This is a genomic window from Paraburkholderia sp. MM5477-R1 (assembly GCF_050436385.1).
GTDB classification, from domain to species: Bacteria; Pseudomonadota; Gammaproteobacteria; order Burkholderiales; family Burkholderiaceae; genus Paraburkholderia; species Paraburkholderia tuberum.
In genome coordinates this window covers 2603450-2625470 of sequence record NZ_JBNDMC010000007.1, presented here as the reverse complement: position 1 = coordinate 2625470, position 22021 = coordinate 2603450, and the positions used below count along the sequence as shown (strand labels likewise).

Genomic DNA, 22021 nt, shown 5'->3' with positions numbered 1-22021 from the left:
GGCCTCACATGCGCTCCATCGCGGACAACCCATCCACAGACACGCAACGAGCGGCAAAGAGCACGCGATGAAGCAAACCGTCTGGCATCACCTGAATTTGTGCCCGCAGGGCGATCCTCGCCACACGCTCGCCGATGCCGCGCTTGCGGTCGACGGCGGCCGTATCGCGTGGCTCGGCGCTTTCGCCGATTTACCCACGCCCTATGCCGCATGGCCGCGCGAAGATCTGCGCGGCGCATGGGTGACGCCGGGCCTGATCGATTGCCATACGCACCTCGTGTACGGCGGCCAGCGCGCCGACGAATTCGCGCAGCGGCTCGCGGGCGTCAGCTACGAAGCAATCGCTCGACAGGGCGGCGGCATCGTGTCGACGGTGCGCGCGACGCGCGCCGCGGACGAAGCGTCGCTGTTCACGCAAGCGGCCGCGCGGCTCGAACCGCTGCTCGCCGAAGGCGTGACGGCGATCGAAATCAAATCGGGCTACGGTCTCGATCTCGCGAGCGAGCGCAAGATGCTGCGCGTCGCGCGGCAACTCGGCGAGCGCTATCCGGTCACCGTCTACACGACGTTTCTCGGCGCGCACGCGCTGCCGCCCGAATTCGCGGGCCGTGCGGACGCGTATATCGACGAAGTCTGCAACACGATGCTGCCCGCGCTCGTGGACGAAGGCCTCGTCGATGCGGTCGACGTGTTCTGCGAGCGCATCGGTTTTTCGCTGGAACAGAGCGAGCGCGTGTTCAACGCGGCCGCGCGCTACGAGCTGCCGGTCAAGATGCACGCCGAGCAGTTGTCGAACGGCGGCGGCACCGCGCTCGCGGCACGGCATCGCGCGCTATCGGCGGATCACCTGGAGTTTCTCGACGAAGCCGGCGTCGCCGCGATGAAGGAAGCGGGCACCGTCGCGGTGCTGCTGCCGGGCGCGTACTACTTCATCCGCGAGACCCAGTTGCCGCCGCTCGAACTGCTGCGGCGCTACGAGGTGCCGATCGCGATCTCGACCGACAGCAACCCGGGCACCTCACCGGCGACTTCGTTACTGCTGATGATGAACATGGCGAGCACGCTGTTTCGCATGACCGTGCCCGAGGTGCTGCAAGGCGTCACCACGCACGCTGCGCGCGCGCTCGGCAAGAGCGATCGGCACGGTGCGCTGCAGGTCGGTCGCGCGGCCGACTTCGCGGTGTGGTCGGTCGATTCGCTGGCGGAGCTCGCTTACTGGATTGGCCGGCCGCTCTGCGCGCGCGTCGTGCGCGCGGGCGAAACCGTCTATACGCGGCGCGAGTCGCGTGCGACCTGAACTAGAACCTGAGAGATGACGCAATCCAATCAATCGCTGTTCGCCGCTGACGCGTATCTGCCTGAGGGCTGGCGCCGCAACGTGCTGCTCGAATGGGACGCTCACGGCACGCTGAGCGCGGTCACGACGGATCAACCCGAGGCGCCGGCGGGTGTGCCGAAGGCGGCGGGCCCGCTGATGCCAGGCATGCCGAATCTTCACTCGCACGCGTTTCAGCGCGCGATGGCGGGGCTCACCGAATTTCGCGCCAATGCGACGGATAACTTCTGGTCGTGGCGCGACCTGATGTATCGCTTTGCCGCGCGCATCACGCCGGAAGGCCTCGCGAGCGTCGCGCAGTGGCTCTACATCGAGATGCTGAAGGCGGGCTATACGTCGGTGTGCGAGTTCCACTACGTGCACCACGCGCAGGACGGCCAGCGCTACGCGAATCAGGCCGAGCTTGCGCAACGCGTGGTGGACGCGGCATCGGCGAGCGGTATCGGCATCACGATGCTGCCGGTGCTGTATCAGTACAGCGGCTTCGGCGCGCGCGCGCCGCGCGACGATCAGCGGCGCTTCATCAATACGCCTGAGAGCCTGCTCGATCTGCTCGGCACGCTACGCGCCGTGCGCCCCGAACATGCGGCGCTGCGTTACGGCGTGGCGCCGCATTCGCTGCGCGCGGTATCGGAGGCGTCGCTGCGCACGTTGCTCGGCGGCATCGACGCAAGCGTGCCTGTCCACATCCATATCGCCGAACAGACCGCCGAGGTCGACGCGTGCCTCGAAACCGAAGGCACGCGGCCGGTGCAATGGCTGCTCGATCGTTTCGATGTGGACAGCCGCTGGTGTCTCGTGCACGCGACCCACGTCGACGCGAACGAAACGCTCGCGCTCGCGAAGAGCGGCGCGGTCGCGGGTTTGTGTCTGACCACCGAGGCCAATCTCGGCGACGGCATTTTTCCCGCGCAAGACTATCTCGACGCGCACGGCCGCATCGGCGTCGGCTCGGATAGCCATGTCGGCGTCGATTGGCGCGCCGAGTTGCGTCTGCTCGAATACGGCCAGCGTCTGACGCGCCGGCAGCGCAACGTGCTGGCGTCGGCGCAAGCTCCGCATGTCGCGGATCGTCTGTACGCGGCCGCGCTCGACGGCGGCGCGCGTGCGACCGGCCGCGCGGTCGGCGCGTTGCAGCCGGGCCATCGCGCGGACTGGCTCGTGCTCGACGCCGACCATACGAGCATCGCCGGGCATCAGCGCGAGGCGTGGCTGTCAGGCGTCGTATTCTGCGAGCACGGCGACACGCCGATCCGCGACGTCTACGCGGGCGGCGTCAAGGTCGTCGACGATCGCCGGCATCGCGACGAAGAGGGCGCCTATGCGCGCTATCGCGCGGCGCTCGCGGAACTGCTCAAATAACGGCCATGACCCGCCGAACTGATTCTCCGATCCCACCGATTCCGGACTGACATGACTGCTTCGAACCTCACGCCGGTTTTCTCGCTGCATCAGGGAAGCCTGCCGCTGCTGATCTCGATCCCGCATCTGGGCACGCAAATCCCCGCCGACATCGCCGTGACGATGACACCGGTCGCGCAACGCACCGACGATTGCGACTGGCATCTCGATCGCCTGTACGCATTCGCGAAGCGCCTCGGCGCGTCGATCCTGACGCCGACCTACGCGCGCTACGTGGTCGACCTGAATCGTCCGCCCGACGGCGCGAACCTGTACCCGGGGCAGGACACTACGGGTCTGCTGCCGGTCGACACGTTCGACAAGGAGCCGCTCTATCGCGACGGCCATCTGCCCGACGACGCCGAAATCGCGCGCCGTCGCGACGCTTACTGGAAGCCGTATCACGACGCGCTGACCGGCGAGCTCGCGGCGCTGAAGGCGAAGCACGGCAAGGTGCTGCTGTGGGAAGCGCATTCGATCCGCTCGCGCGTGCCGCGGTTTTTCGACGGACGTCTGCCGGATTTCAACTTCGGCACGTCGAACGGTGCGAGCGCCGCGCCAGGCCTGGCTGACGAGCTGGCCGCGCTGGTCGGGCGCCACGGCGGCTATACGGCGATCGCGAATGGCCGCTTCAAGGGCGGCTATATCACGCGGCAATACGGGCAGCCCGAGCAGGGCGTGCATGCGGTGCAACTCGAGCTGTCGCAGATCACGTACATGGAAGAGCGCCTGCCTTATGCATACGACGAAGACCTCGCCGCGAAGGTCGCGCCGCTGCTCGAAGCGCTGGTAACGACGGCTCTCGCTCGCGTGAAATCCGCCTGAAGCTTGTATTCCTTTCTCACCACGCGGATCACGATTGCTGCAAGAACGCGCGGCATCGCGGTCCGCGTCGGCCCGCATCGGTCAGCGTATCGCGAAGGTGTAACAGCATGTGTCCGTGATTGCGTGCGGGCGCGTTCATATGGAATGGTTTGAGCGTCGAGCGCGCACAGCGTATCGTGCGCCGGCTGTTTCAAGACGCGGCGCGCCATGAAAAAAAGCCCCGCGAAAGCGGGGCTTTTTGATGTGCACCGCGTCCATCGGACACGGTTTCACCGCCATTAGTGGCAGCGCTTTTCCCAATGATGATGCACGCGCACCTTATGGCACTCGTGCTGATGCTCATTGGCCTGAGCGGGGACGATCGTGCTCAGGGTGGCGACGGCTGCGGCGACGGCGAGAACGATTTTCTTCATTACAAAACCCTTAAGTCAGTGTTGTGGAGCAAGCCATGCAGCACGACGCGTGCCGCATCGGCGTGTAAGCATGCCACATCAAGCGGCTGCGGATAGGACCGGCGCGCGAATACGTGTGTCAATGCAACACGCGATGTGTCGTCAGCCCTGTTTTGACGCGCTTTGCGCTGAATTGGCCGGTGCGTACCGTGTCAAATGTGTACCTTCGGCATCTGGGCCCCACCGCACGCAAAGCGGCTAGCGGCATTGCACGCGACACCGCGAGACGACGACCCTTTCAAAACGATGACATGCGCGACGCGGTCATCGATTCATCAGGCGAAAAGATGGAAGACCCAGCGATGGAAGATTCCGACGAATTGCTGCTGCCAGTCTGGCGCGCGAACCTGGTGTTGCTGACCAGCGAGGTCGGCGCCGCGAGCCGGCTCGCGCGCATGATGACGTTTTCCGCGAGCTACCTGAAGCTGATGCTGTCCGGGCAACGCGAATTCAGCGAGGAATTCGTGCGCGGCGTCGAGGCCGTCACCGGTTTGCCGGGCGGCTGGATGAACGTGCCGCACACCGGTCACGAGATCCCGCCGAATGCACGCGAGGCGATCGACAACGAGCAGCCGCTCGCGCGCTTTCGGGGCACGGCGCATCCGGTGCGCAAGAAGACGGTGTTGCGGCCCGAGCCGATTTTTGGGCAGCCGCCGCCCGCGCGACGCCTCGAGGAAGAAACGCTCGATGTCGAAGCGCACCGCCGTCATGCGCATTTTCGCAAGGTGCGCGATCTTGCGACGCAGGAAGTGCGGCGCTTCGAGCGGCATCTGCTGCACGCGCCGGTGGAGCTCGCATCGATGCGCGCGAAGGTCGAGGACGTAATGGCCGCGGCCGAACTCGACGACCGCATTCAAGCCGACCTGGAGGGCCGGCTTGAACAGATCGACAAGCACCGGCACATGCTGCTGCGGCACGTGGAAAAACTGCAGGCGCTGCTGAGCCAGCTCGACGACGGCGAGTGAAGACGATCGACGCCGGCCGTTGCGTCGCGGGTGCGCCGGTGACTTCAATGCCGTTCGAGCTCGACGCGGCAACGCCGACCCCGGCCCGAAACGCACGGGTCGGCGATGTGCTACAACGACGACACGAACCTGTCCGAGGTGGATCTTGGGGAACGTCGTCGTCACGTTGGCGCACACGTCGATCGCGATGATCGGGCTCGCGTGCCGCGTGCGCGGCGTGCGCGCCGCGGCGTTGCTTGCCGCGCTATCCGCCGCGAGCGGCATCGCCTTGCCGCTTTGCGCGGCAGCCGGCGAAATCGTCACCTCCACCAACGAACGTGCCCCTGCGACGATCGAGCGCGACGTCCATTTGTTCGTGATCCAGAAAGACGGTTCCGTCGAGGAACACAACGACACACTGATGCGCGCGGACACGGCCAGCGGCGTCGACGAGATCGCGCAACGCTACGTGTGGTTCAACAAGGACATCGAGCAGGTGCAACAGTTGGCCGCCGAAACGATCGACCCCGACGGCACCGCGCATGCGGTCGGCCCCGAGGCGATCCGCGACGTGCAGGAGCCGCGCTCGTCCGGCGCGCCGAGCTTCGAGGACGGTGTGTTGCGCACCGTGATCTTCCCCGGCGTCACGATCGGCTCGCGCGTGCAACTGGCATTTCGCAAGACCCGCGCGAAGCCGCTGCAAGCGGGCACCTTCGCCTATCTGGTCGAGCCGTCGCTCGAGCCCGTCGACGAGCAGCGTCTGATCTTCGATCTGCCCGCCGACGTGCCGCTCTATGCGGACGCGCGCGGCTACGTCGCGATGCCGCCCGTCACCGCGAACGGCCGCACGCGCTACGAGTTCGACTACCGGCACGGCCCCTATGCGCGGCTCGAAGCGGGCGCGGTCGGCTACGCGAACTGGGGCGACCGGCTGATGGTGTCGACGGTGCCAGACTTCGCGAGCTTCGCCGCGCGCTATCGAGGTCCCGCCGACAACGACGCGACCCGCGACGATCCCGCGATCATCGGTCTCGCACAGCAACTGACGGCCGGCCTTACCGATCCGCGCGACAAAGCCCGCGCGCTGTACGACTGGATGCGTCTGAACATCCGCTACGTCGCGCTTTTTCTCGGCGAGACGGCGGCGATTCCGCACAAGGCGGCCGACATCCTGCGCAACCGCTATGGCGACTGCAAGGACCACGTCGCGCTATACGGCGCGCTGCTCGCGGCCGCCGGCATTCGCAGCGAGCCGGTGCTGCTCAATCTCGGTCCGTACTACACGTTGCCCGAGGTCCCCGGCTACGGCGCGAGCGCGATCAATCACGCGATCATCTGGATTCCCGAGCTGGCGCAATTCGCGGACACGACGGCGGGCGGCACCGCGTTCGGCTATCTGCCTGGCGGCGTCATGGACCGGCCGGTGCTGCTCGTCGACGACGGCGTGCTCGCGCGCACGCCGGCCACTCAACGGCGCGAACGCAAGGCGCGCGTGCAGATCGACATCGACGAAAACGGCACCGCACATTATGCGTACCGCGTCGAGGATCGGGGCTATACCGCGGAGCTCGAACGCAACACGTTCCGCCGCGCGACGCGCCAGGGCGCGCAGCAGCTTGCCGCCAGGCGTCTGCTGCAAGCGGGCTTGCACGGCTCCGCGCAATTGCAGACCGACGACGTCGCCGTGACCGGCGGTCCGTTCGCGACGTCGATGCAGGGCAGCGTGCCGCATCTGATCTGGCCGGACGGCACGACTGCTGTGCGGGCGCTCACGAGCCTCGCCGGCGGCATGGGCTCGCAGGTCGAGGCGTGGCTCGCGGAGCCCGTCAGAACGCAGCCGTGGGCGTGCATCGGCGGGGAGTTCGATGAAACGCTGGAAATGAGCTTGCCGCGCTTCGTGCGCGTGACGGACCTGCCGACCGACAGCACAGTCGAGGACCCGTTGCTCACGTTTGCGTCGCACTACGTCTTCGATCCGGCGACGCGCACGTTGCAGGTCAACCGGCATCTGCGCGCCGCGTTCGGCCATCAGATGTGTACGCCAAACGAATTCGCGGCGATTCGCGACGCCCTCGTGCGCATCGAGCGCGATCTCGATGCCGAGGTGGTCGTCCGGGCGGCGAGCGCGTGGCAGTAGCGCGCCCCGCGCCGGCCACGCGCCGGGCAGGGCCGCGACGATCTACTGGACGTGGAGCTTAGGTGCCGCTCTTCGTCACGACCGGCACCCACGCGCCGTTCTTCACCTGATACAGCGTCGACGCGCCGCTCTTCAACGCGCCGGTGCTGTCGAACGAGATCTTGCCGGTCACGCCGTCGTAGTCGATCGACTTGAGCGCCGGACGGTACACGTTCGGCGAGTCGGATTTGGCCTGCTGCATTGCCTTGATCGCGACCCACGCGCCGTCGTAGCCGAACGGCGCATAGGACAGCACGTCCGCGCCGAAGCGCTTCTTGAACTTCGCGTTGAAGTCCTTGCCACCCGGCAGTTGCGCGAGCGGGCGGCCGTATTCCCAGGCCATCGCGCCGTCGGACGCATCGCCCGCGAGCTTGATGAAGTCCTCGTCCATCACGCCGCCGCCGCCGACCAGCTGTGCGTTCAGGCCGAGCTGCTTCATGCGCCGCGCGAAGCCCGCCGCCTGGCTGTCGAGGCCGGCGAAGAACACGAGGTCCGCATTGGCGCCCTTGAACTTGGTGATCTGCGTGCTGAAGTCGACCGCGTGGTTGTCGGTGTAGTCGCGCGCGACGATGTTGCCGCCGTGCGCCTTCACGGCCTTCTCGAACTCGTCGGCTTCGCCCTGGCCGAACGCGGTGCGATCGTCGATGATCGCGATGCGCCTGGCCTTCGTCACGTCGACGGCATAGGCGCCCGCATTGCCGGCGTTCTGCGCGTCGGTCGAAATCACCATGAAGGTGTTCGCGAAGCCGCGGCCCGTGATGATCGGATTCGTCGCGGCGGGATCGAGCACCGGAATGCCAGCCTGCTCGTAGACCTGCGAGGCCGGGATCGTCGTGCCCGAGTTGAAGTGGCCGACGACCACCGCGACGCCCGAGTCGACCAGCTTCTGCGCGGCCTGCACGCCGACGCGCGGGTCGGCCTGGTCGTCCTGCGAGACGATCTCGAAATGCGCGACCTTGTCGCCGATCTTGATCTTCTGCGCGTTGGCTTCGTCGATCGCGAGCCGCACACCGTTTTCCAGATCCTTGCCGTAGCCGGCATTGGCGCCCGTCAGCGGCGCGGCAAAACCGATCTTGACCGGCAGGTCGTCGGCGAAACTGGCAACAGGCGCGACGGCAAACATCGCACCCACGAGCATGGCCAGCGGTTTCAGCGTGTTGCGAAGACTCATGGTCTCTCCTTGCATCGACGGTTGTTATGAAAGCGGTACGACAGCGAAGCGGTACGACACGTGAGGCCGAGGCAAGCCCTCGCGCATCGCAAGACTACGAAGGATCGCTCGCCGCTCACAATGCTGGAATACGCGCACTGGCGTTGAGCCTCGCAGCGTGTTCGCGACGTCAATCTGGGGCGAATATAGAAAGCCAAATTGCCGTCGTCTTGGCAATTCGTGGCGTTTTGGATGAGCATTTCGGCATAGGCGGCAACAGGCGCATGTGGTGCACATGGAGCGTGCGTGAGGCATGCAAGCTGGCTTGCCGTGCGAAGGTCCGCCTGGGCTGCGGATTACGGCATATGCTTAAGAAGCCGGCGCGAGCGCGCCGGCCGGTGTTGCGGTGTTGCGTTGTCGGAGGAGATTCGAGCCTTTTGCCTAGCGCTCGCCTTGCTGGCGCAGCAGCTCTTCACGCAGACGCAAAAGCGGCGCCTTCGTGTCTTCGTCGGCCCACGTGTCGAGATCGTCGATTGCGCGCTGGCAGCCGTCGAGCACCACGTCGAGATCGACCGGCACGCCGTTGTTCAGCGCGAATTCGATCGTCTCGGCGAACTGCTGGCAGTCGTCCTCGCCGTACGAGATGTCGAGATTGTCGGCGATGATTTCGGCGATGTTGCTGCGTGCCTTGTCGTCGGCCGTCACCATGTCGACGATGCCGCGCGCGACGGCGGCCGAGTAGTAGAGCGCGATATCGAGCCATTGCGCGGGATCGAAGTCGGGCTGGTCGAACTGGTTCTCGAAGAACTCGATCGCTTCCTGTTCGTGCGCTTCGTCCGCGTCGACGCTGATGCACAACTGCTCAAAAAATTCTTCCCGCTCGCTGCGGATATGACCGTCCATCGAATGCCTCGTCTGCTGAATGCCGGATGCTGAAAATGCCGTGGCGCGAGGGCGCAAGCCCTGGTCCACGCGGCACGCATTATAGGACGGCCGCCAGCAGGGTGCTGGCGAGGGCGCTCGGCAACGAGCGACGTGCCTAAGTTATCTAAGCCGTTTCCGCGACCCACGCATCGAACCACTCGCGCGGCTGGGCGATTTCATTTTGCATCGCCACCAGTTCGAGTTCATAGCGTCCGGCCTGCCAGGTCGCCTTGACGACCGCATTGACCGCGGCGAGCGTGTGCTCGAAGGCCGAGCGGATCGAATCGCCGAGCAGCGTGCGCGCGACGAAGACCGCGCTCGTCAGATCGCCGACGCCGACCGGCTGGCGCGCGAACGGATAGAGCGGACGCTGTCCCATCCACGCTTCGCGTTCGGTGACGACGAGCATGTTGAAGCGGTCGGCGGGACTGTTGCGATCGAGCAGATGCTTGACGAGCACGAGCTTCGGCCCACGCGCGAGCAGCTCGCGGCACGCGGTGACGGCTTCCTCGAACGTCTCGATCTCGCGACCGACGAGGCGCTGCAATTCGATGTGATTCGGCGCGATCCCGTCGGCGACTTGCGGCATCTCTTTCACGAGGAATTCCTGGATGCCGGGCTCGACCTTGTAGCCGCCCGTGGCGCCCATCACCGGATCGCAAAAGTACCAGGCGCGGGGATTGGCCGCCTTTACGGCCTTGACGATGTCAATCACCGCCTGCGCCTGTTCCTTCGTGCCGAGATAGCCGGAGACCACTGCGTCGCAGCGCGGCAGCATGCCGATCGCGCCGATGCTGTCGACGAGATCTTCCATCTGCGATGCGTCGATCGCGCTGCCGCTCCAATGCCCGTATTGCGTGTGATTCGAGAGCTGCACGGTGTTGAGCGGCCACACGTTGACGCCCAGCCGGCACATCGGAAACACGGCCGCGCTGTTGCCGGCGTGACCGAACACGACATGGGACTGGATGCTAAGAACGTTTTTCGTCATGGTAAGGCTCGCGCAACCGGTCATGCGCGGTCAACAAAACACTGGAAGGGGAGGCTCGCGCGGGCGGGCCGATGGCCCGGGCGCCGCGCGGCAGACATGCCTGATACAGATGGTGCAGGAAAAACCCACGAACTGCATAGCCGGCAAGCCAGCAAACGATACAGGAGTTTGACAGCCGCGAGTTGATCCGTCCCCGTGCTGTTGCGCCGAACCATCAAACGCGCGTGAAGATTAACGAAACCTGACAGTTCAGCGTGCGGCCGGATGCTTCAGACGAGTTCGCGATACAAGGCCAGATAGCGGTCGGCCGACGCGCCCCAGCCGAAGTCCTGGCGCATCGCGCGCCGCTGCGTGGCCTTCCATTCGGTGCGGCGTCCGTACAGCGCGAACGCGCGGCGGATCGCCGAGGCGAGTCCCTTCGGATCGAAGCGTTCGAACACGAAGCCGGTGGCGAAATCGTCGGCGAGGTTTTCGAGCGATGCGTCGGCGACCGTATCCGCGAGACCGCCGATGCAGTGCACGAGCGGCAGCGACCCGTAGGCGAGCGCATAGAGCTGGGTGAGCCCGCACGGCTCGAAGCGCGACGGCACCGCGACCACGTCGCTGCCGGCGATGATCGTATGCGCGAGGGTTTCATCGAAGCCAAGCTCGACCGCGACCGATTCCGGATGCGCCTGCGCGACCATCCTGAGGCCATTCTCGAGCGCCGGATCGCCGGTGCCGAACACGACCAGTTGCCCGCCGCGCTTGACGATCTCGGGCACCGCGCCGAGCAGCAGATCGAGGCCTTTCTGCTCGGTCAGCCGGCTGACGACGCCGAACAGCAGCGCGTCGCTTCTCTGCGCGAGGCCGAAGCGCTTTTGCAGCGCTTCCTTGCAGGCGAGCTTGCCCGCCAGTCTCGACGCGCTGTAGTGCGTCGCGAGCAGCGTATCGGTGGCGGGATTCCACACCGTGTAGTCGACGCCGTTCAGGATGCCGCTCAGATCGTGCGCACGATGGCGCAGCAGTGCATCGAGCCCGCCGCCGTGCGCGAGCGTCTGGATTTCGCGCGCATAGGTCGGGCTGACGGTCGTGATGCGCTCGGCGTAGTAGAGCCCCGCCTTCAGGAACGACAACTGACCATAAAACTCGACGCCGTGCATGTTGAAGAAATCGTGCGGCAGGCCGAGCAGGCCGAACTGATGCGCGGGAAAAATCCCCTGGTAGGCGAGGTTGTGGATCGTGAACACGCTGCGCGCGGGCGCGCGGCCGTGCTCGCGTTCGGCGGCCTTCAGGTAGGCGGGCGCGAGCCCCGCGTGCCAGTCGTGCGCGTGGACGATCTGCGGCGACCACGTCGGGTCCGTTTGCTGCGCGAGTTGCGCGGCGACCCAGCCGAGCAGCGCAAAACGCTGCGCGTTGTCGCCGTACGGCACGTGTTCGTCGTTCAGATACGGGTTGCCGGGGCGGTCGTACAGCGACGCGGCGCGGATCACGTAGACGGCGAGCCCGTTGGTGGGCAGCGTGCCGCGTTCGAGCGTCACGTTCGGCGCGCCGAAGCGGCTGCCCAGTTGCGCGACCGGCTGCAGATCGCGCAGGCCGGCGAGCACGGCCGGAAAGCCCGGCAGCAGCACGCGCACGTCGGCGCCGCGCTCGATCAGCGCGGACGGCAGCGCGCCCGCGACGTCGGCGAGACCGCCCGTTTTGAGGAGGGGATACAGCTCGCTTGCGACGTGCAGGGCGCGAATCGTCATAGGCCGGGTCTCTGTCGGGGTGGCAGGGTTGCTCGGGGTCGGCAAATAGTCAGCGGTGGTTCGGGCGAAGCCGGGTGAAGCAAGGTGAAGCCTGGCCGGCGGCGCGTGGCCGCCGGCGCGGGCAGGCGGTGGGCGCGCTACTCCGGATGCTGGCGCAACGCCTCCTGCGTGACCAGCACGACGCCTTCGTCGGTGCGATAGAAGCGCTCGGCGTCGCGCGCCGGGTCTTCGCCGATCACCGTGCCTTCCGGAATCGTGCAGCCACGGTCGATCACGACCTTCTGCAGGCGGCAACTCGCGCCGACCGTGACCTGCGGCAATAACACTGCCTCATTGATATTACAGAACGAACTCACTTTCACGTTCGATGACAGCACCGAGCGCGAAATCTGCGAGCCCGAGATCACGCAGCCGCCGCAGACGATCAGATTGTTGCCCGAGCCCTGCAGCCCCTTCATGTCGCGTACGAACTTCGCGGGCGGCAACTGCTCCTGGTATGTCCAGATCGGCCATGACTCGTCGTACAGGTCGAGCGTCGGTATCGTCGAGGCGAGGTCGAGGTTCGCGGCCCAGTACGCGTCGATCGTGCCGACATCGCGCCAGTACGGCTCGACGCTCGGGTCCGACGACACGCACGACATGCTGAACGGATGCGCGATCGCCACGCCCTGCGTGACGACGCGCGGCAGGATGTCCTTGCCGAAGTCGTGATCGGTATCGATCGCGGCGATGTTCTCTTCGAGCTGCGTGTACAGGTAGTCGGCGCTGAACACGTAGATGCCCATGCTCGCGAGCGCCGTGTCGGGGCGACCGGGTATCGCAGGCGGGTCGGCCGGTTTTTCGACGAAGCCGGTCACGCGGCGATTTTCGTCGACCGCCATCACGCCGAACGCGACCGCTTCCATGCGCGGCACCTCGATACAGCCGACCGTGCAGTCGGCGCCGCTGTCCGCGTGATCGGCGATCATGCGCGTGTAGTCCATCTTGTAGATGTGGTCGCCCGCGAGCACGACCACATACTTCGGGCGGATCGAGCGGATGATGTCGAGGTTCTGGAACACCGCGTCGGCGGTGCCGCGATACCAGTGCGCGCCTTCGACGCGCTGCTGCGCGGGCCACAGGTCGATGAACTCGCCCATCTCGCCGCGCAGGAAGCTCCAGCCGCGCTGCAGATGCCGCAGCAGCGAATGCGCCTTGTACTGCGTGACCACCGCGATGCGGCGGATGCCGGAATTCAGGCAATTGGACAGCGCGAAGTCGATGATCCGGTATTTGCCGCCGAAGTGCACCGCCGGCTTCACGCGCTTGTTCGTGAGCGGGCCGAGCCGGGTACCGCGTCCGCCGGCGAGGACGATCGCGAGGGTAGTGCGTTGTAAGTCGTTCAGCCGTGCCGGAGTATTCATATTTGTCTCCTGTCGATCGGAGTGAGCCCTTCAGCACTCGCTCCGACCGCATGCAAGATGGTTGCTTGATTGATATACCCCCGGGGATGATCTGGTCGCTTCCTCTGCGCTGATGATTCGGGCTGCCTGGCAGTCGTGCCGCATTGCCGTTCTTCGCTGCCTGTTTTCGCGGGTCCCTCAGTCAGTTCTAGCACCGATTGGACGCGAGCGAATAATGTTTATTGCGAGGGCCGCGTGGCGGATCATCCTCAAACGATCGCCTGTTACGGCGCGTTTTTCGGTGCGGCGCAACACATTGGCCACGAGGTCGTGTCCGGACGATGCTCTGAGCCCAGAGCGCGCAATATGCATGCCATCTCGCCGCGGCCGTGTGCCGTGCCCGCAGTGCGCGACTGGCGGCGGAGTTCGGCGGCGCATCGTAGAATCGTGCGCTCCCTGCCTCGTGCATCCCTATTGCGTTTTTTGCAGAGCATTCCGATGAATCTTCACCGCCCATTCCTGCTTGCCCTGTCGAGTGTCTGCGCCTGTGCGATGCTGTGCGCGGCGTCCGTCGCGGTGGCCGCCACGCCGGCGGGCGCGCCGGTCAGCGAGGCGAGCCCGACCGCCGCGGCCGCGTCTTCGCTCGACGATTCCGGCCCGGCCTACGGTCCGGAGCTGCAGGGCTTCAGCTACCCGGCGCCGGTCGAACGCTTCGAATTCACCTCGCAGGGCGTGCCTTTGCAGATGGCCTACATGGACGTGAAGCCCGCGCATGCGAACGGCCGCACCGTGGTGTTGTTGCACGGCAAGAATTTCTGCTCGGCGACGTGGGACGCGACGATTCGCCGGCTGAGCGATGCCGGCTATCGCGTGATCGCACCGGACCAGATCGGCTTTTGCAAATCGAGCAAGCCCGAGCATTACCAGTACAGCTTCCAGCAACTCGCGCGCAATACGCATGCGCTGCTCGATTCGCTCGGCGTCAGCGAGGTGACGGTGGTCGGTCATTCGACGGGCGGCATGCTCGCCGTCCGCTATGCGCTGATGTATCCGCGCGAAACGCAGCAACTGGTGCTCGTGAACCCGATCGGACTCGAGGACTGGAAGGCGAAGGGCGTGCCGTCGCTGTCGGTCGACCAGTGGTATCAGCGGGAGCTGAAGACCACCGCCGACGGCATCCGCCGCTACGAACAGGCGACCTATTACGCGGGGCAATGGCGCGCGGACTACGAACCGTGGGTGCAGATGCTCGCGGGCATGTATCGTGGGCCGGGCAAGCAGATCGTCGCGTGGAATTCCGCGCTGCTCTATGACATGATTTACACGCAACCGGTCGTCTATGAGCTGGGGCAGCTCAGCATGCCGACGCTGCTGCTGATCGGTCAGAAGGACACGACGGCGATTGGCAAGGACGCTGCGCCGCCGGAAGTGCGTGCGAAGCTCGGCCATTATCCGGAACTCGGCAAGGCGGCCGCGAAAGCGATTCCGCATGCAACCCTCGTCGAATTCGCGGGGTTGGGGCACGCGCCGCAGATGCAGGACCCGCAAGCGTTTCATCAGGCGCTGCTGGATGGGATCGCGGCGGTGCCGGCGAATCGGTGAGCGTTCAAAAGGCTTTCTGTCCCGCCACCGTACTCCTACGTCGTTCACCGCTAGGCGAAACTTCCTGGCGGCTACTTTATGGTTCTTCGCGGATTTCAAGGGGGGACGCTCGCGGACAGGCTGTAGTCGGCCAATTTCTGCCGCTCGCCCCGACACAAGTGCGGTCACTCGAACGGCTGGTTCGCCTCCGCAACCTGCCGGATGCTCAAGGCTAACATCTCTTGAGGTTTGTTCGATGCCTGCCCACGTCTGCGGGCGTGGAAACGCGGGATAGCGCGTGCGGGCAGGCGTTGAATAAACCTGAAGATGACTCGACGTCTGGCAGCACATCGACAGAGGCCGGATTTACCCTGATGCAGGATTGATCAAATGGTCAAGCGGGCGGTTTGCGGTATCGGATTTGGTGAAGTGCTGTTTGCGTCACCAGCGGCGGTTTGCGACATTTCATTTAAAGGTTGCGCGTGCGCCGTTATCAATTGGTGAAGCGCGGCCGCAGCATTCGCAGGCTGACCCAGTTTGCATTTATCGTCGGCACGTCCGCCGGGCGCGGTGCGGCACCGCTCGTCTAGAGTATCGGCACGTCCTATGCCTAGGTCACCGCAGGACCCAGCAGAACGCGGTGATCGACATGTCGGAATCAGCAAACGAAATAGGCCAGCATGGAAATGCCTCCTTGGTCATAGGGGGGCATCTTGTCACGCACCGCGTCGGCTACACGCATCACGGCATCTACGTCGGCGATGGCAAGGTGTTGCATTACGCCGGATGGTCCTGTTCGCTGCGTCGCGCCCCGGTGCAGGAGACTTCCTTGAGTGAGTTTGCCGACGGCCACGAGATCCGCGTCGAGCGGACGCCCGGCAGAAGGTACTCGCGTAAGGAAGTGGTCCGGCGTGCGTACTCGCGTCTCGGCGAAGACTGCTACCGGGTGACCACGAACAACTGCGAGCATTTCTGCGCGTGGTGTCTGTGCGGCGAAAGCCGAAGCGATCAGATCGATGCCCTGGTCGCCTTGCCGCAGCGCTGCCTGCACGCGCTGGTCAACATGCTCAGGCAATTCGTGCGCGCAAAACCAATTCATGTCTCCACAGATAGGCTCGCGTGCTGACGAAGCCATCCGCTGTGCGTTTACACCAAATGAACAAGCACGCGCATGCGTGGCGATTTCGCTGGCGCAGTTGCGAGCGCTAGCAGGCATAAGACGCTTCACCAAATGGACAGTCCATTCCGGGTCGTTTTGATGATTTGATCAATCGGTCGCTGGGGTAAGTACTGACCTCGTCATGACGATTCGCCCGCGCAAGCGGTGGCGCCCAAACAGCCAACCCCCGAAGCCGACGGCAGATCGGCCCCTCATAATCGCGGCCCTGGGCCGTGACGATGAGCCGACCTCCCGGCATGGACTTTGCCTAGAATAGAGACGGAGACACCTCATACACATAAAAGGAGGCGCTGTGACAGACAGCACCGCGCGGTTTTCGGCGAGCATGCGGGAGGGGATCGAGAACCTTTCGCGCCGCCTGAAATTTGTCAGACAGGAGGGACACATCTGGCTCGGCGAGAATCGCATGATTCTCCTTCACACAGCCACGCTGGGCGCGCTGCGCAAGGAACTCGTCGACACGCTCGGCCTGGAGCGCACGCGGGGCCTGTTCACGCGAATGGGCTTTCAATCCGGCATGCGCGACGCAGAACTCGCCCGCACTTTACGCCCCACCGCGAGCGATTTCGGCCTGCTCGAACTCGGGCCGTGCCTGCACGTGCTCGAAGGCAACGTGCGAGTGACGCCGATCGAAGTGGACATCGATATCGCCAACGGCAAGTACTACGGCGACCACCTGTGGGAAGACTCGTTCGAAGCCGAAGTGCATCAGAAAATTTTCGGGCTGAGCAATGACCCGGTCTGCTGGATGCAGGTCGGTTACGCGAGTGGTTATACGTCGGCGTTGATGGGCCGCACCATCCTCTACAAGGAGACGCTGTGTTCGGGCTGTGGCGATCCGCATTGCCGCATCGTCGGCAAGCCGGTCGAAGAGTGGCTCGACGGCGACGAGATGCTGAAGCTGTACACGCCCGATCCGGTCATCGAAACGCTGTTGCAATTGCAGAGCGAAGTGGAAAACCTGCGCTCGCTGCAGCAGGAAGTGGCGCAGCCGGAAGAACTGGTCGGCGCGTCCACGGGTTTTCTCGCGGCGTGGGGGCTCGCGCAGCGCGCGGCGTCGAGCGACGTGACCGTGCTGTTGCTCGGCGAAACGGGTGTCGGCAAGGAGCGCTTCGCGCGCGCGTTGCACGGCGTGAGCCGGAGGCGCGACAAGCCCTTTGTCGCCATCAACTGTGCCGCCATGCCGGAGGAGTTGCTCGAGGCCGAGCTTTTCGGCGTTGAGCGAGGCGCGTTTACCGGCGCGCATCAGACGCGGATCGGCCGTTTCGAGCGGGCGGATACCGGCACGCTCTTCCTCGACGAAGTGGGCGAGCTCTCGGCGTCGGCGCAGGCCAAGCTGCTGCGCGTGCTCCAGGAAGGCGAGTTCGAGCGCGTCGGCGACGACCGCGTGCGCAAGGTCGACGTGCGGGTTGTCGCCGCGACCAACGTCGAGTTGACGGAAGCGGTGCGGCGCGGCGCGTTTCGCAAGGATCTGTTGTATCGTCTCAATGTCTATCCGGTCACGATCCCGCCGCTGCGCGAGCGGGCCGACGATATCCCGCGTCTTGTCGAGCGATTCATCGCGAAGTACAGCGTGCGGCACAGCAAGCGCGTGCTGGGGCTCACCGATCGCGCGATAGCGACACTGCGCGCCCACGCGTGGCCCGGCAACGTGCGTGAACTCGAAAACGCGGTGGAGCGCGGCGTGATCCTCGCGCGACCAGGCGGTCAGATCACGGAGCGCGATCTGTTCACGGCCCTGCCGGAGTCCGGGGACGACAGCGCCGCATCACTCGACGAGCGTGGCCATCCGCTGCGCGAAAACGCGGACGTCGCCGACGCGTTGTTCGATCACATGATGCGCGAAGGCGTGCCGCTCGACCGCGTCGAGAACATGCTCATCGAAGCCGCGGTCGAACGTGCGGGCGGCAATCTGAGCCAGGCGGCGAGAATGCTCGGCATCACGCGGCCGCAGCTTGCTTATCGCTGGCGCAATCGCGAGAAGACCGCTCCGCCCGCGGACAAATAATCACGCTGCTCCGCTTGACGATTCGGGCCGCCCTTTGGGCGGCTTTTTTTCTGCTGTGCGATGCGTGGCTCGCGAGACGTTTGATCAATTGATCAAACGTCTTGGCAGAGCATCGGCGCGGCTGGTGCCACGCGTGACCCATGTACCGCATTGCCACGCCTGTTTCGCCACTCCAGACGACGCACAGGCGCGCTGCCGCAGTCTCATCGCATGCAAGAAATCGCCGTCGACACGGCGTGTCGGCGTGCTCTTCATCAAATGATCAAACAGGCCGCCATCGCTTGATGATTTGATCATCGCCTCGCACCGCCATTTCGCGAGATTTGCGGTTTTTCTTCGGGCAAACCCTCGTTTTTTTGTACAAACCGCACATGGCACAGGTCGTGCAGTAGACAAGAAAAACGAGGAGGCAACGATGCAAGATCCGAGACCGCTGTTCGACAGGACTCGACGATTCATTCGGATAACTGCGCAACGCGAAGATGGTTATGTCGAATTCGATTTCTCGGTCGGTGACCCCGATCTAGCTGTCGAACTGATCATGAACCAGACGATGTTCGATCGCTTCTGCCAGGTGAACTCGGTTCGCACGATTACGCAAACCGACGAACAGATCGGCCTTACGCGCGAACGCTGGCGATACGAGGGCTAGCGCCAGGCGAAACAGCTCATTCAGAAGAGTAGTGGACAAACACGGGGACAGTCTCATGCAAGTCGAAATCAAGACGCTCAAGGCCCAGCCGCTGCGTCAAACCTATGGGCACGTCGGGCGCCGTTTCGGCGACAAGCCGGCCTCGCGATATCAGGAGGCGACCTACGACATTCAGCCCACCACCAACTTTCACTATCGGCCGACATGGGCGCCGGAGTTTGAGTTGTTCGACGCGAGCCGCACGCAAATCCGCATGAAGGACTGGTACGCGCTGAAGGATCCGCGCCAGTACTACTACGGCGCTTATGTGACGACACGCGCGCGGCAACAGGAGGCGGCCGAAGGCGCGTTCGATCTGGTGGAGCGTCGCGGACTGCTGGCGGGGCTGTCGTACGAATGGCAGGAGCGCTTGATCGCCGGGCTGTTGCCGCTGCGTCACATCGAATGGGGCGCCAATATGAACAACACGCTGTGCGCCGATTACGGCTACGGCACCGCGATTACGCAGGCCTGCACGTTCTGCGCGATGGACCGGCTCGGCATTGCCCAGTATCTGTCGCGTATCGGTCTCGCGCTCGACGGCAACACGGGCGTCGCGCTGGAACGCGCGAAGACCGCGTGGCTGGAAGCCGAGGCCTGGCAGCCGATGCGCCGCCTCGTCGAGGACCTCTTCGTGATCGAAGACTGGTTCGAGACCTTCGTCGCGCAGAACCTTGTGCTCGACGGCTTGCTGTATCCGCTCGTCTATCAGCACTTCGACGCGTTCGTTGCGCAGCACCTCGGTGCAAGTCTCGCGATGCTCACCGAGTTCACGCAGCAATGGCAGTCCGATCACACCAAGTGGGTCGACGCGCTGATCCGCACGGTGAGCGCTGAATCGCCCGAGAACCAGCAACGAATTGCCGGCTGGGTCGAGTACTACCGCGCTCGCACGCTCGACGCGCTTCTCCCCGTTGCAGGCACGCTGCTCGACGGCGCGGGCGCTGCCGCACTCGATGAAAGCGGCGCGCAGTTCGCCGCTCGTCTTACGAAGCTCGGCGCATTGCCGGTGGCAGTAGTCCAACCCTGAGGCCGTCATGCAAAACGTCTACATCGCATTGCAGAACACCGACGAAACGCGCGCGATCGTTGCCGCGATTACCGCCGTGAATCCGGAGGCTACGGTCAACGAGTATCCGGCGATGGTGAAGATCGACGCGCCCGGCAAGCTCGTGATTTCGCGCCCCCACGTATCGGAAGAGTTGGGCCGCGACTGGAACATCCAGGAGCTGCAACTGAATCTGGTGTCGCTGTCGGGAAACATCGATGAAACCGACGATGCCTTCACGCTGCAATGGCACGCCTGATATAAACGGAGACGAATGATGGACGCACGCAAGAAGCTGAACCTGAAAGACAAGTACGCGCTGATGACGCGCGATCTCGGCTGGGAAACCAGTTATCAGCCGATGGACAAGGTGTTCCCGTTCGATCAGTACGAGGGCATCAAGATTCACGACTGGGACAAGTGGGAAGACCCGTTCCGCATGACGATGGACGCGTACTGGAAGTATCAGGCGGAGAAGGAACGCAAACTCTACGCGATCATCGATTCGTTCGCGCAGAACAACGGGCACATGAATGTCTCCGACGCACGCTATATCAACACGCTCAAGCTGTTCCTGACCGGCGTGACGCCGCTCGAATACGCGGCGCATCGCGGTTATGCGCATCTGGGTCGCCATTTTCGCGGGGTTGGTGCGCGCGTCGCTTGCCAGATGCAGTCGATCGATGAATTGCGTCACTGTCAGACTCAGGTCCACACGCTGTCGCTCTACAACAAGTATTTCAACGGCTTCGCGGAATGGCCGCATATGTACGACCGCGTCTGGTATCTATCGGTGCCGAAGTCGTACTTCGAAGATGCGATGAGCGCCGGTCCGTTCGAATTCATCACGGCGATTTCGTTTTCGTTCGAATACGTGCTGACGAACCTGCTGTTCATGCCGTTCATGTCAGGCGCGGCGTACAACGGCGATATGGCGACGGTCACCTTCGGCTTCTCCGCGCAGTCCGACGAGTCGCGTCACATGACGCTCGGTCTCGAAGTCGTGAAGTTTCTCTGCGAGCAGGACCCCGGCAATGTGCCGATCGTGCAGAAGTGGCTCGACAAATGGTTCTGGCGCGGTTTCCGGCTGCTGACGCTGGTCGGCATGATGATGGACTACATGCTGCCCAAGCGCGTGATGTCGTGGTCCGAGGCGTGGAAGATCTATTTCGAAGACGCGGGCGGCGCGCTCTTCAAAGACCTCGAACGCTATGGCCTGCGGATGCCGAAGTATCACGAGATCGCGACGCAGACCAAGGATCGCGTCACGCACGAAGCATGGGCCACGTTCTACAACTATGGCGCCGCCGCTGACTTCCACACCTGGGTGCCCTCCGACGAAGAACTCGACTGGCTTTCCGCCAAGTACCCGGAGACCTTCGACAGCGTTTACCGGCCGCGTTTCGAATACTGGCGCGAACAGCAGCAGGCGGGCAAGCGTTTCTACAACGCCAGTTTGCCGATGCTCTGCCAGACCTGCCAGGTACCGATGTTCTTCAGCGAGCCGGACGACCCGACCAAAATCGCCTACCGCGAATCGACGTATCACGGCATGAAGTTCCACTTCTGCTCGGACGGCTGCAAGGAGATCTTCGAAGGCGAGCCCGAGAAATATGTGCAGGCGTGGCTGCCGGTGCACCAGATCTATCAGGGCAACTGTGGCGGCGCGTCGCTCGACGATGTTCTCAAGTACTACAACCTCAACCACGGTCACGACAACCTCGACTTCGCGGGCTCGCCCGACGAACGCAACTGGAATGCGTGGAAAGACGCATCCGGCGCCCACGCTTCAGGCGAATGAGCGCGACGCGACACGAGAACAGATAGACGAAGGAGACAGGCATGAGCATCACCGCGATCAAACCCTACGCGTTCGAACCGGCCGACCGCGAGTCGCAGTTTCATGGCAACCGGCTTCTCTACATCGGCTGGGAGGACCACTTGATGTTCGCCGCGCCGATCTGCGTGCCGGTGCCGGCTGACATGACGTTCGGCGCGTTAGTGTCGGACGTGCTACCGGGTCTGTATGACGCGCATCCTGATTTTGCCGCGATCGACTGGCACACGGCGCAGTGGTTCAGATCCGGCGAGCCGTGGCGGCCGGACAGCGAGCGCTCGCTCGCCGACAACGGTCTCGTTCACAAGGACGTGATCCGTCTGCGGACGCCGGGCCTGACTGGCATCGGCGGTTCGTGCAGCTAA

At 64.3% G+C, this 22021-nt stretch carries 20 protein-coding genes; 13 read left to right on the top strand and 7 right to left on the bottom strand.

Going from position 1 to position 22021, the window contains the following annotated elements:
• Window positions 1-67 precede the first annotated feature (67 nt).
• The 3 genes from hutI to hutG are packed head-to-tail and all read left to right on the top strand — an operon-like array spanning window position 68 to window position 3562.
• Window positions 68-1297 (top strand): imidazolonepropionase, encoded by a 1230-nt coding sequence (hutI, locus tag OKW35_RS41110; RefSeq protein ID WP_429555033.1) that lies wholly within the window; start codon window positions 68-70, stop codon window positions 1295-1297.
• A 15-nt stretch (window positions 1298-1312) separates the two neighbouring features.
• On the top strand, window positions 1313-2698 hold the full coding sequence (locus OKW35_RS41105; RefSeq protein WP_429555032.1) for a formimidoylglutamate deiminase: 1386 nt from the start codon (window positions 1313-1315) through the stop codon (window positions 2696-2698).
• A gap of 51 nt (window positions 2699-2749) precedes the next feature.
• The gene (hutG, locus tag OKW35_RS41100) at window positions 2750-3562 is read left to right on the top strand and encodes an N-formylglutamate deformylase (protein WP_184062086.1); all 813 of its coding nucleotides are present in this window, start codon (window positions 2750-2752) and stop codon (window positions 3560-3562) included.
• Between the two features lie 278 nt (window positions 3563-3840).
• Here the strand turns inward: hutG and OKW35_RS41095 are convergent, their stop codons facing one another.
• The gene (locus tag OKW35_RS41095) at window positions 3841-3975 is read right to left on the bottom strand and encodes a hypothetical protein (RefSeq protein WP_260321281.1); all 135 of its coding nucleotides are present in this window, start codon (window positions 3973-3975) and stop codon (window positions 3841-3843) included.
• A 341-nt stretch (window positions 3976-4316) separates the two neighbouring features.
• Between OKW35_RS41095 and OKW35_RS41090 the strand changes: the two genes are divergently transcribed.
• Window positions 4317-4979: a hypothetical protein gene (locus OKW35_RS41090; RefSeq protein WP_187612009.1), complete on the top strand. Its 663-nt coding sequence runs from the start codon at window positions 4317-4319 to the stop codon at window positions 4977-4979.
• 187 nt (window positions 4980-5166) lie between these two features.
• Window positions 5167-7095, top strand: coding sequence for a DUF3857 domain-containing transglutaminase family protein (locus tag OKW35_RS41085; protein ID WP_429555142.1), 1929 nt, complete (start codon window positions 5167-5169; stop codon window positions 7093-7095).
• A gap of 58 nt (window positions 7096-7153) precedes the next feature.
• Here the strand turns inward: OKW35_RS41085 and OKW35_RS41080 are convergent, their stop codons facing one another.
• The 5 genes from OKW35_RS41080 to glgC form a co-directional block, all read right to left on the bottom strand.
• Window positions 7154-8305 (bottom strand): branched-chain amino acid ABC transporter substrate-binding protein, encoded by a 1152-nt coding sequence (locus tag OKW35_RS41080; protein ID WP_090803969.1) that lies wholly within the window; start codon window positions 8303-8305, stop codon window positions 7154-7156.
• A 420-nt stretch (window positions 8306-8725) separates the two neighbouring features.
• A complete protein-coding gene (locus OKW35_RS41075; protein WP_090803970.1) occupies window positions 8726-9187 on the bottom strand; it encodes a hypothetical protein in 462 nt (153 codons plus the stop codon).
• Window positions 9188-9332: 145 nt separating this feature from the next.
• Window positions 9333-10199 carry a pyridoxal kinase PdxY gene (gene pdxY / locus OKW35_RS41070; protein ID WP_090803972.1) on the bottom strand — a complete coding sequence of 289 codons (867 nt, stop codon included), beginning with the start codon at window positions 10197-10199 and terminating at the stop codon, window positions 9333-9335.
• Window positions 10200-10468: 269 nt separating this feature from the next.
• The gene (glgA, locus tag OKW35_RS41065) at window positions 10469-11929 is read right to left on the bottom strand and encodes a glycogen synthase GlgA (protein WP_184032883.1); all 1461 of its coding nucleotides are present in this window, start codon (window positions 11927-11929) and stop codon (window positions 10469-10471) included.
• A 137-nt stretch (window positions 11930-12066) separates the two neighbouring features.
• The gene (gene glgC / locus OKW35_RS41060) at window positions 12067-13332 is read right to left on the bottom strand and encodes a glucose-1-phosphate adenylyltransferase (RefSeq protein ID WP_184062082.1); all 1266 of its coding nucleotides are present in this window, start codon (window positions 13330-13332) and stop codon (window positions 12067-12069) included.
• Window positions 13333-13809: 477 nt separating this feature from the next.
• On the opposite strand from glgC, the gene OKW35_RS41055 reads away from it, so the two are divergent.
• From OKW35_RS41055 to OKW35_RS41045, 3 genes are all read left to right on the top strand, one after another.
• Complete coding sequence (locus tag OKW35_RS41055) at window positions 13810-14913, top strand: alpha/beta fold hydrolase (protein ID WP_429555031.1); 1104 nt, start codon at window positions 13810-13812, stop codon at window positions 14911-14913.
• Window positions 14914-15541: 628 nt separating this feature from the next.
• Window positions 15542-16018 carry a lecithin retinol acyltransferase family protein gene (locus OKW35_RS41050; RefSeq protein WP_429555141.1) on the top strand — a complete coding sequence of 159 codons (477 nt, stop codon included), beginning with the start codon at window positions 15542-15544 and terminating at the stop codon, window positions 16016-16018.
• 346 nt (window positions 16019-16364) lie between these two features.
• On the top strand, window positions 16365-18080 hold the full coding sequence (locus OKW35_RS41045) for a sigma 54-interacting transcriptional regulator (protein ID WP_429555030.1): 1716 nt from the start codon (window positions 16365-16367) through the stop codon (window positions 18078-18080).
• Window positions 18081-18164: 84 nt separating this feature from the next.
• Here OKW35_RS41045 and OKW35_RS41040 read toward each other — a convergent pair whose 3' ends face one another.
• A complete protein-coding gene (locus OKW35_RS41040; RefSeq protein ID WP_184062079.1) occupies window positions 18165-18377 on the bottom strand; it encodes a hypothetical protein in 213 nt (70 codons plus the stop codon).
• A 118-nt stretch (window positions 18378-18495) separates the two neighbouring features.
• Here OKW35_RS41040 and OKW35_RS41035 point away from each other — a divergent pair, with 118 nt between their 5' ends.
• From OKW35_RS41035 to OKW35_RS41015, 5 genes are read left to right on the top strand one after another with little or no spacing between them, the layout of a single operon-like run.
• On the top strand, window positions 18496-18732 hold the full coding sequence (locus OKW35_RS41035; RefSeq protein ID WP_018424328.1) for a phenol hydroxylase subunit: 237 nt from the start codon (window positions 18496-18498) through the stop codon (window positions 18730-18732).
• A gap of 55 nt (window positions 18733-18787) precedes the next feature.
• The gene (locus OKW35_RS41030; RefSeq protein WP_018424329.1) at window positions 18788-19801 is read left to right on the top strand and encodes an aromatic/alkene monooxygenase hydroxylase subunit beta; all 1014 of its coding nucleotides are present in this window, start codon (window positions 18788-18790) and stop codon (window positions 19799-19801) included.
• 7 nt (window positions 19802-19808) lie between these two features.
• Window positions 19809-20078 carry an MmoB/DmpM family protein gene (locus OKW35_RS41025; RefSeq protein ID WP_018424330.1) on the top strand — a complete coding sequence of 90 codons (270 nt, stop codon included), beginning with the start codon at window positions 19809-19811 and terminating at the stop codon, window positions 20076-20078.
• 18 nt (window positions 20079-20096) lie between these two features.
• Window positions 20097-21620 (top strand): aromatic/alkene/methane monooxygenase hydroxylase/oxygenase subunit alpha, encoded by a 1524-nt coding sequence (locus tag OKW35_RS41020; RefSeq protein WP_429555140.1) that lies wholly within the window; start codon window positions 20097-20099, stop codon window positions 21618-21620.
• A gap of 41 nt (window positions 21621-21661) precedes the next feature.
• Window positions 21662-22021 carry a phenol hydroxylase subunit P4 gene (locus tag OKW35_RS41015; protein ID WP_187637942.1) on the top strand — a complete coding sequence of 120 codons (360 nt, stop codon included), beginning with the start codon at window positions 21662-21664 and terminating at the stop codon, window positions 22019-22021.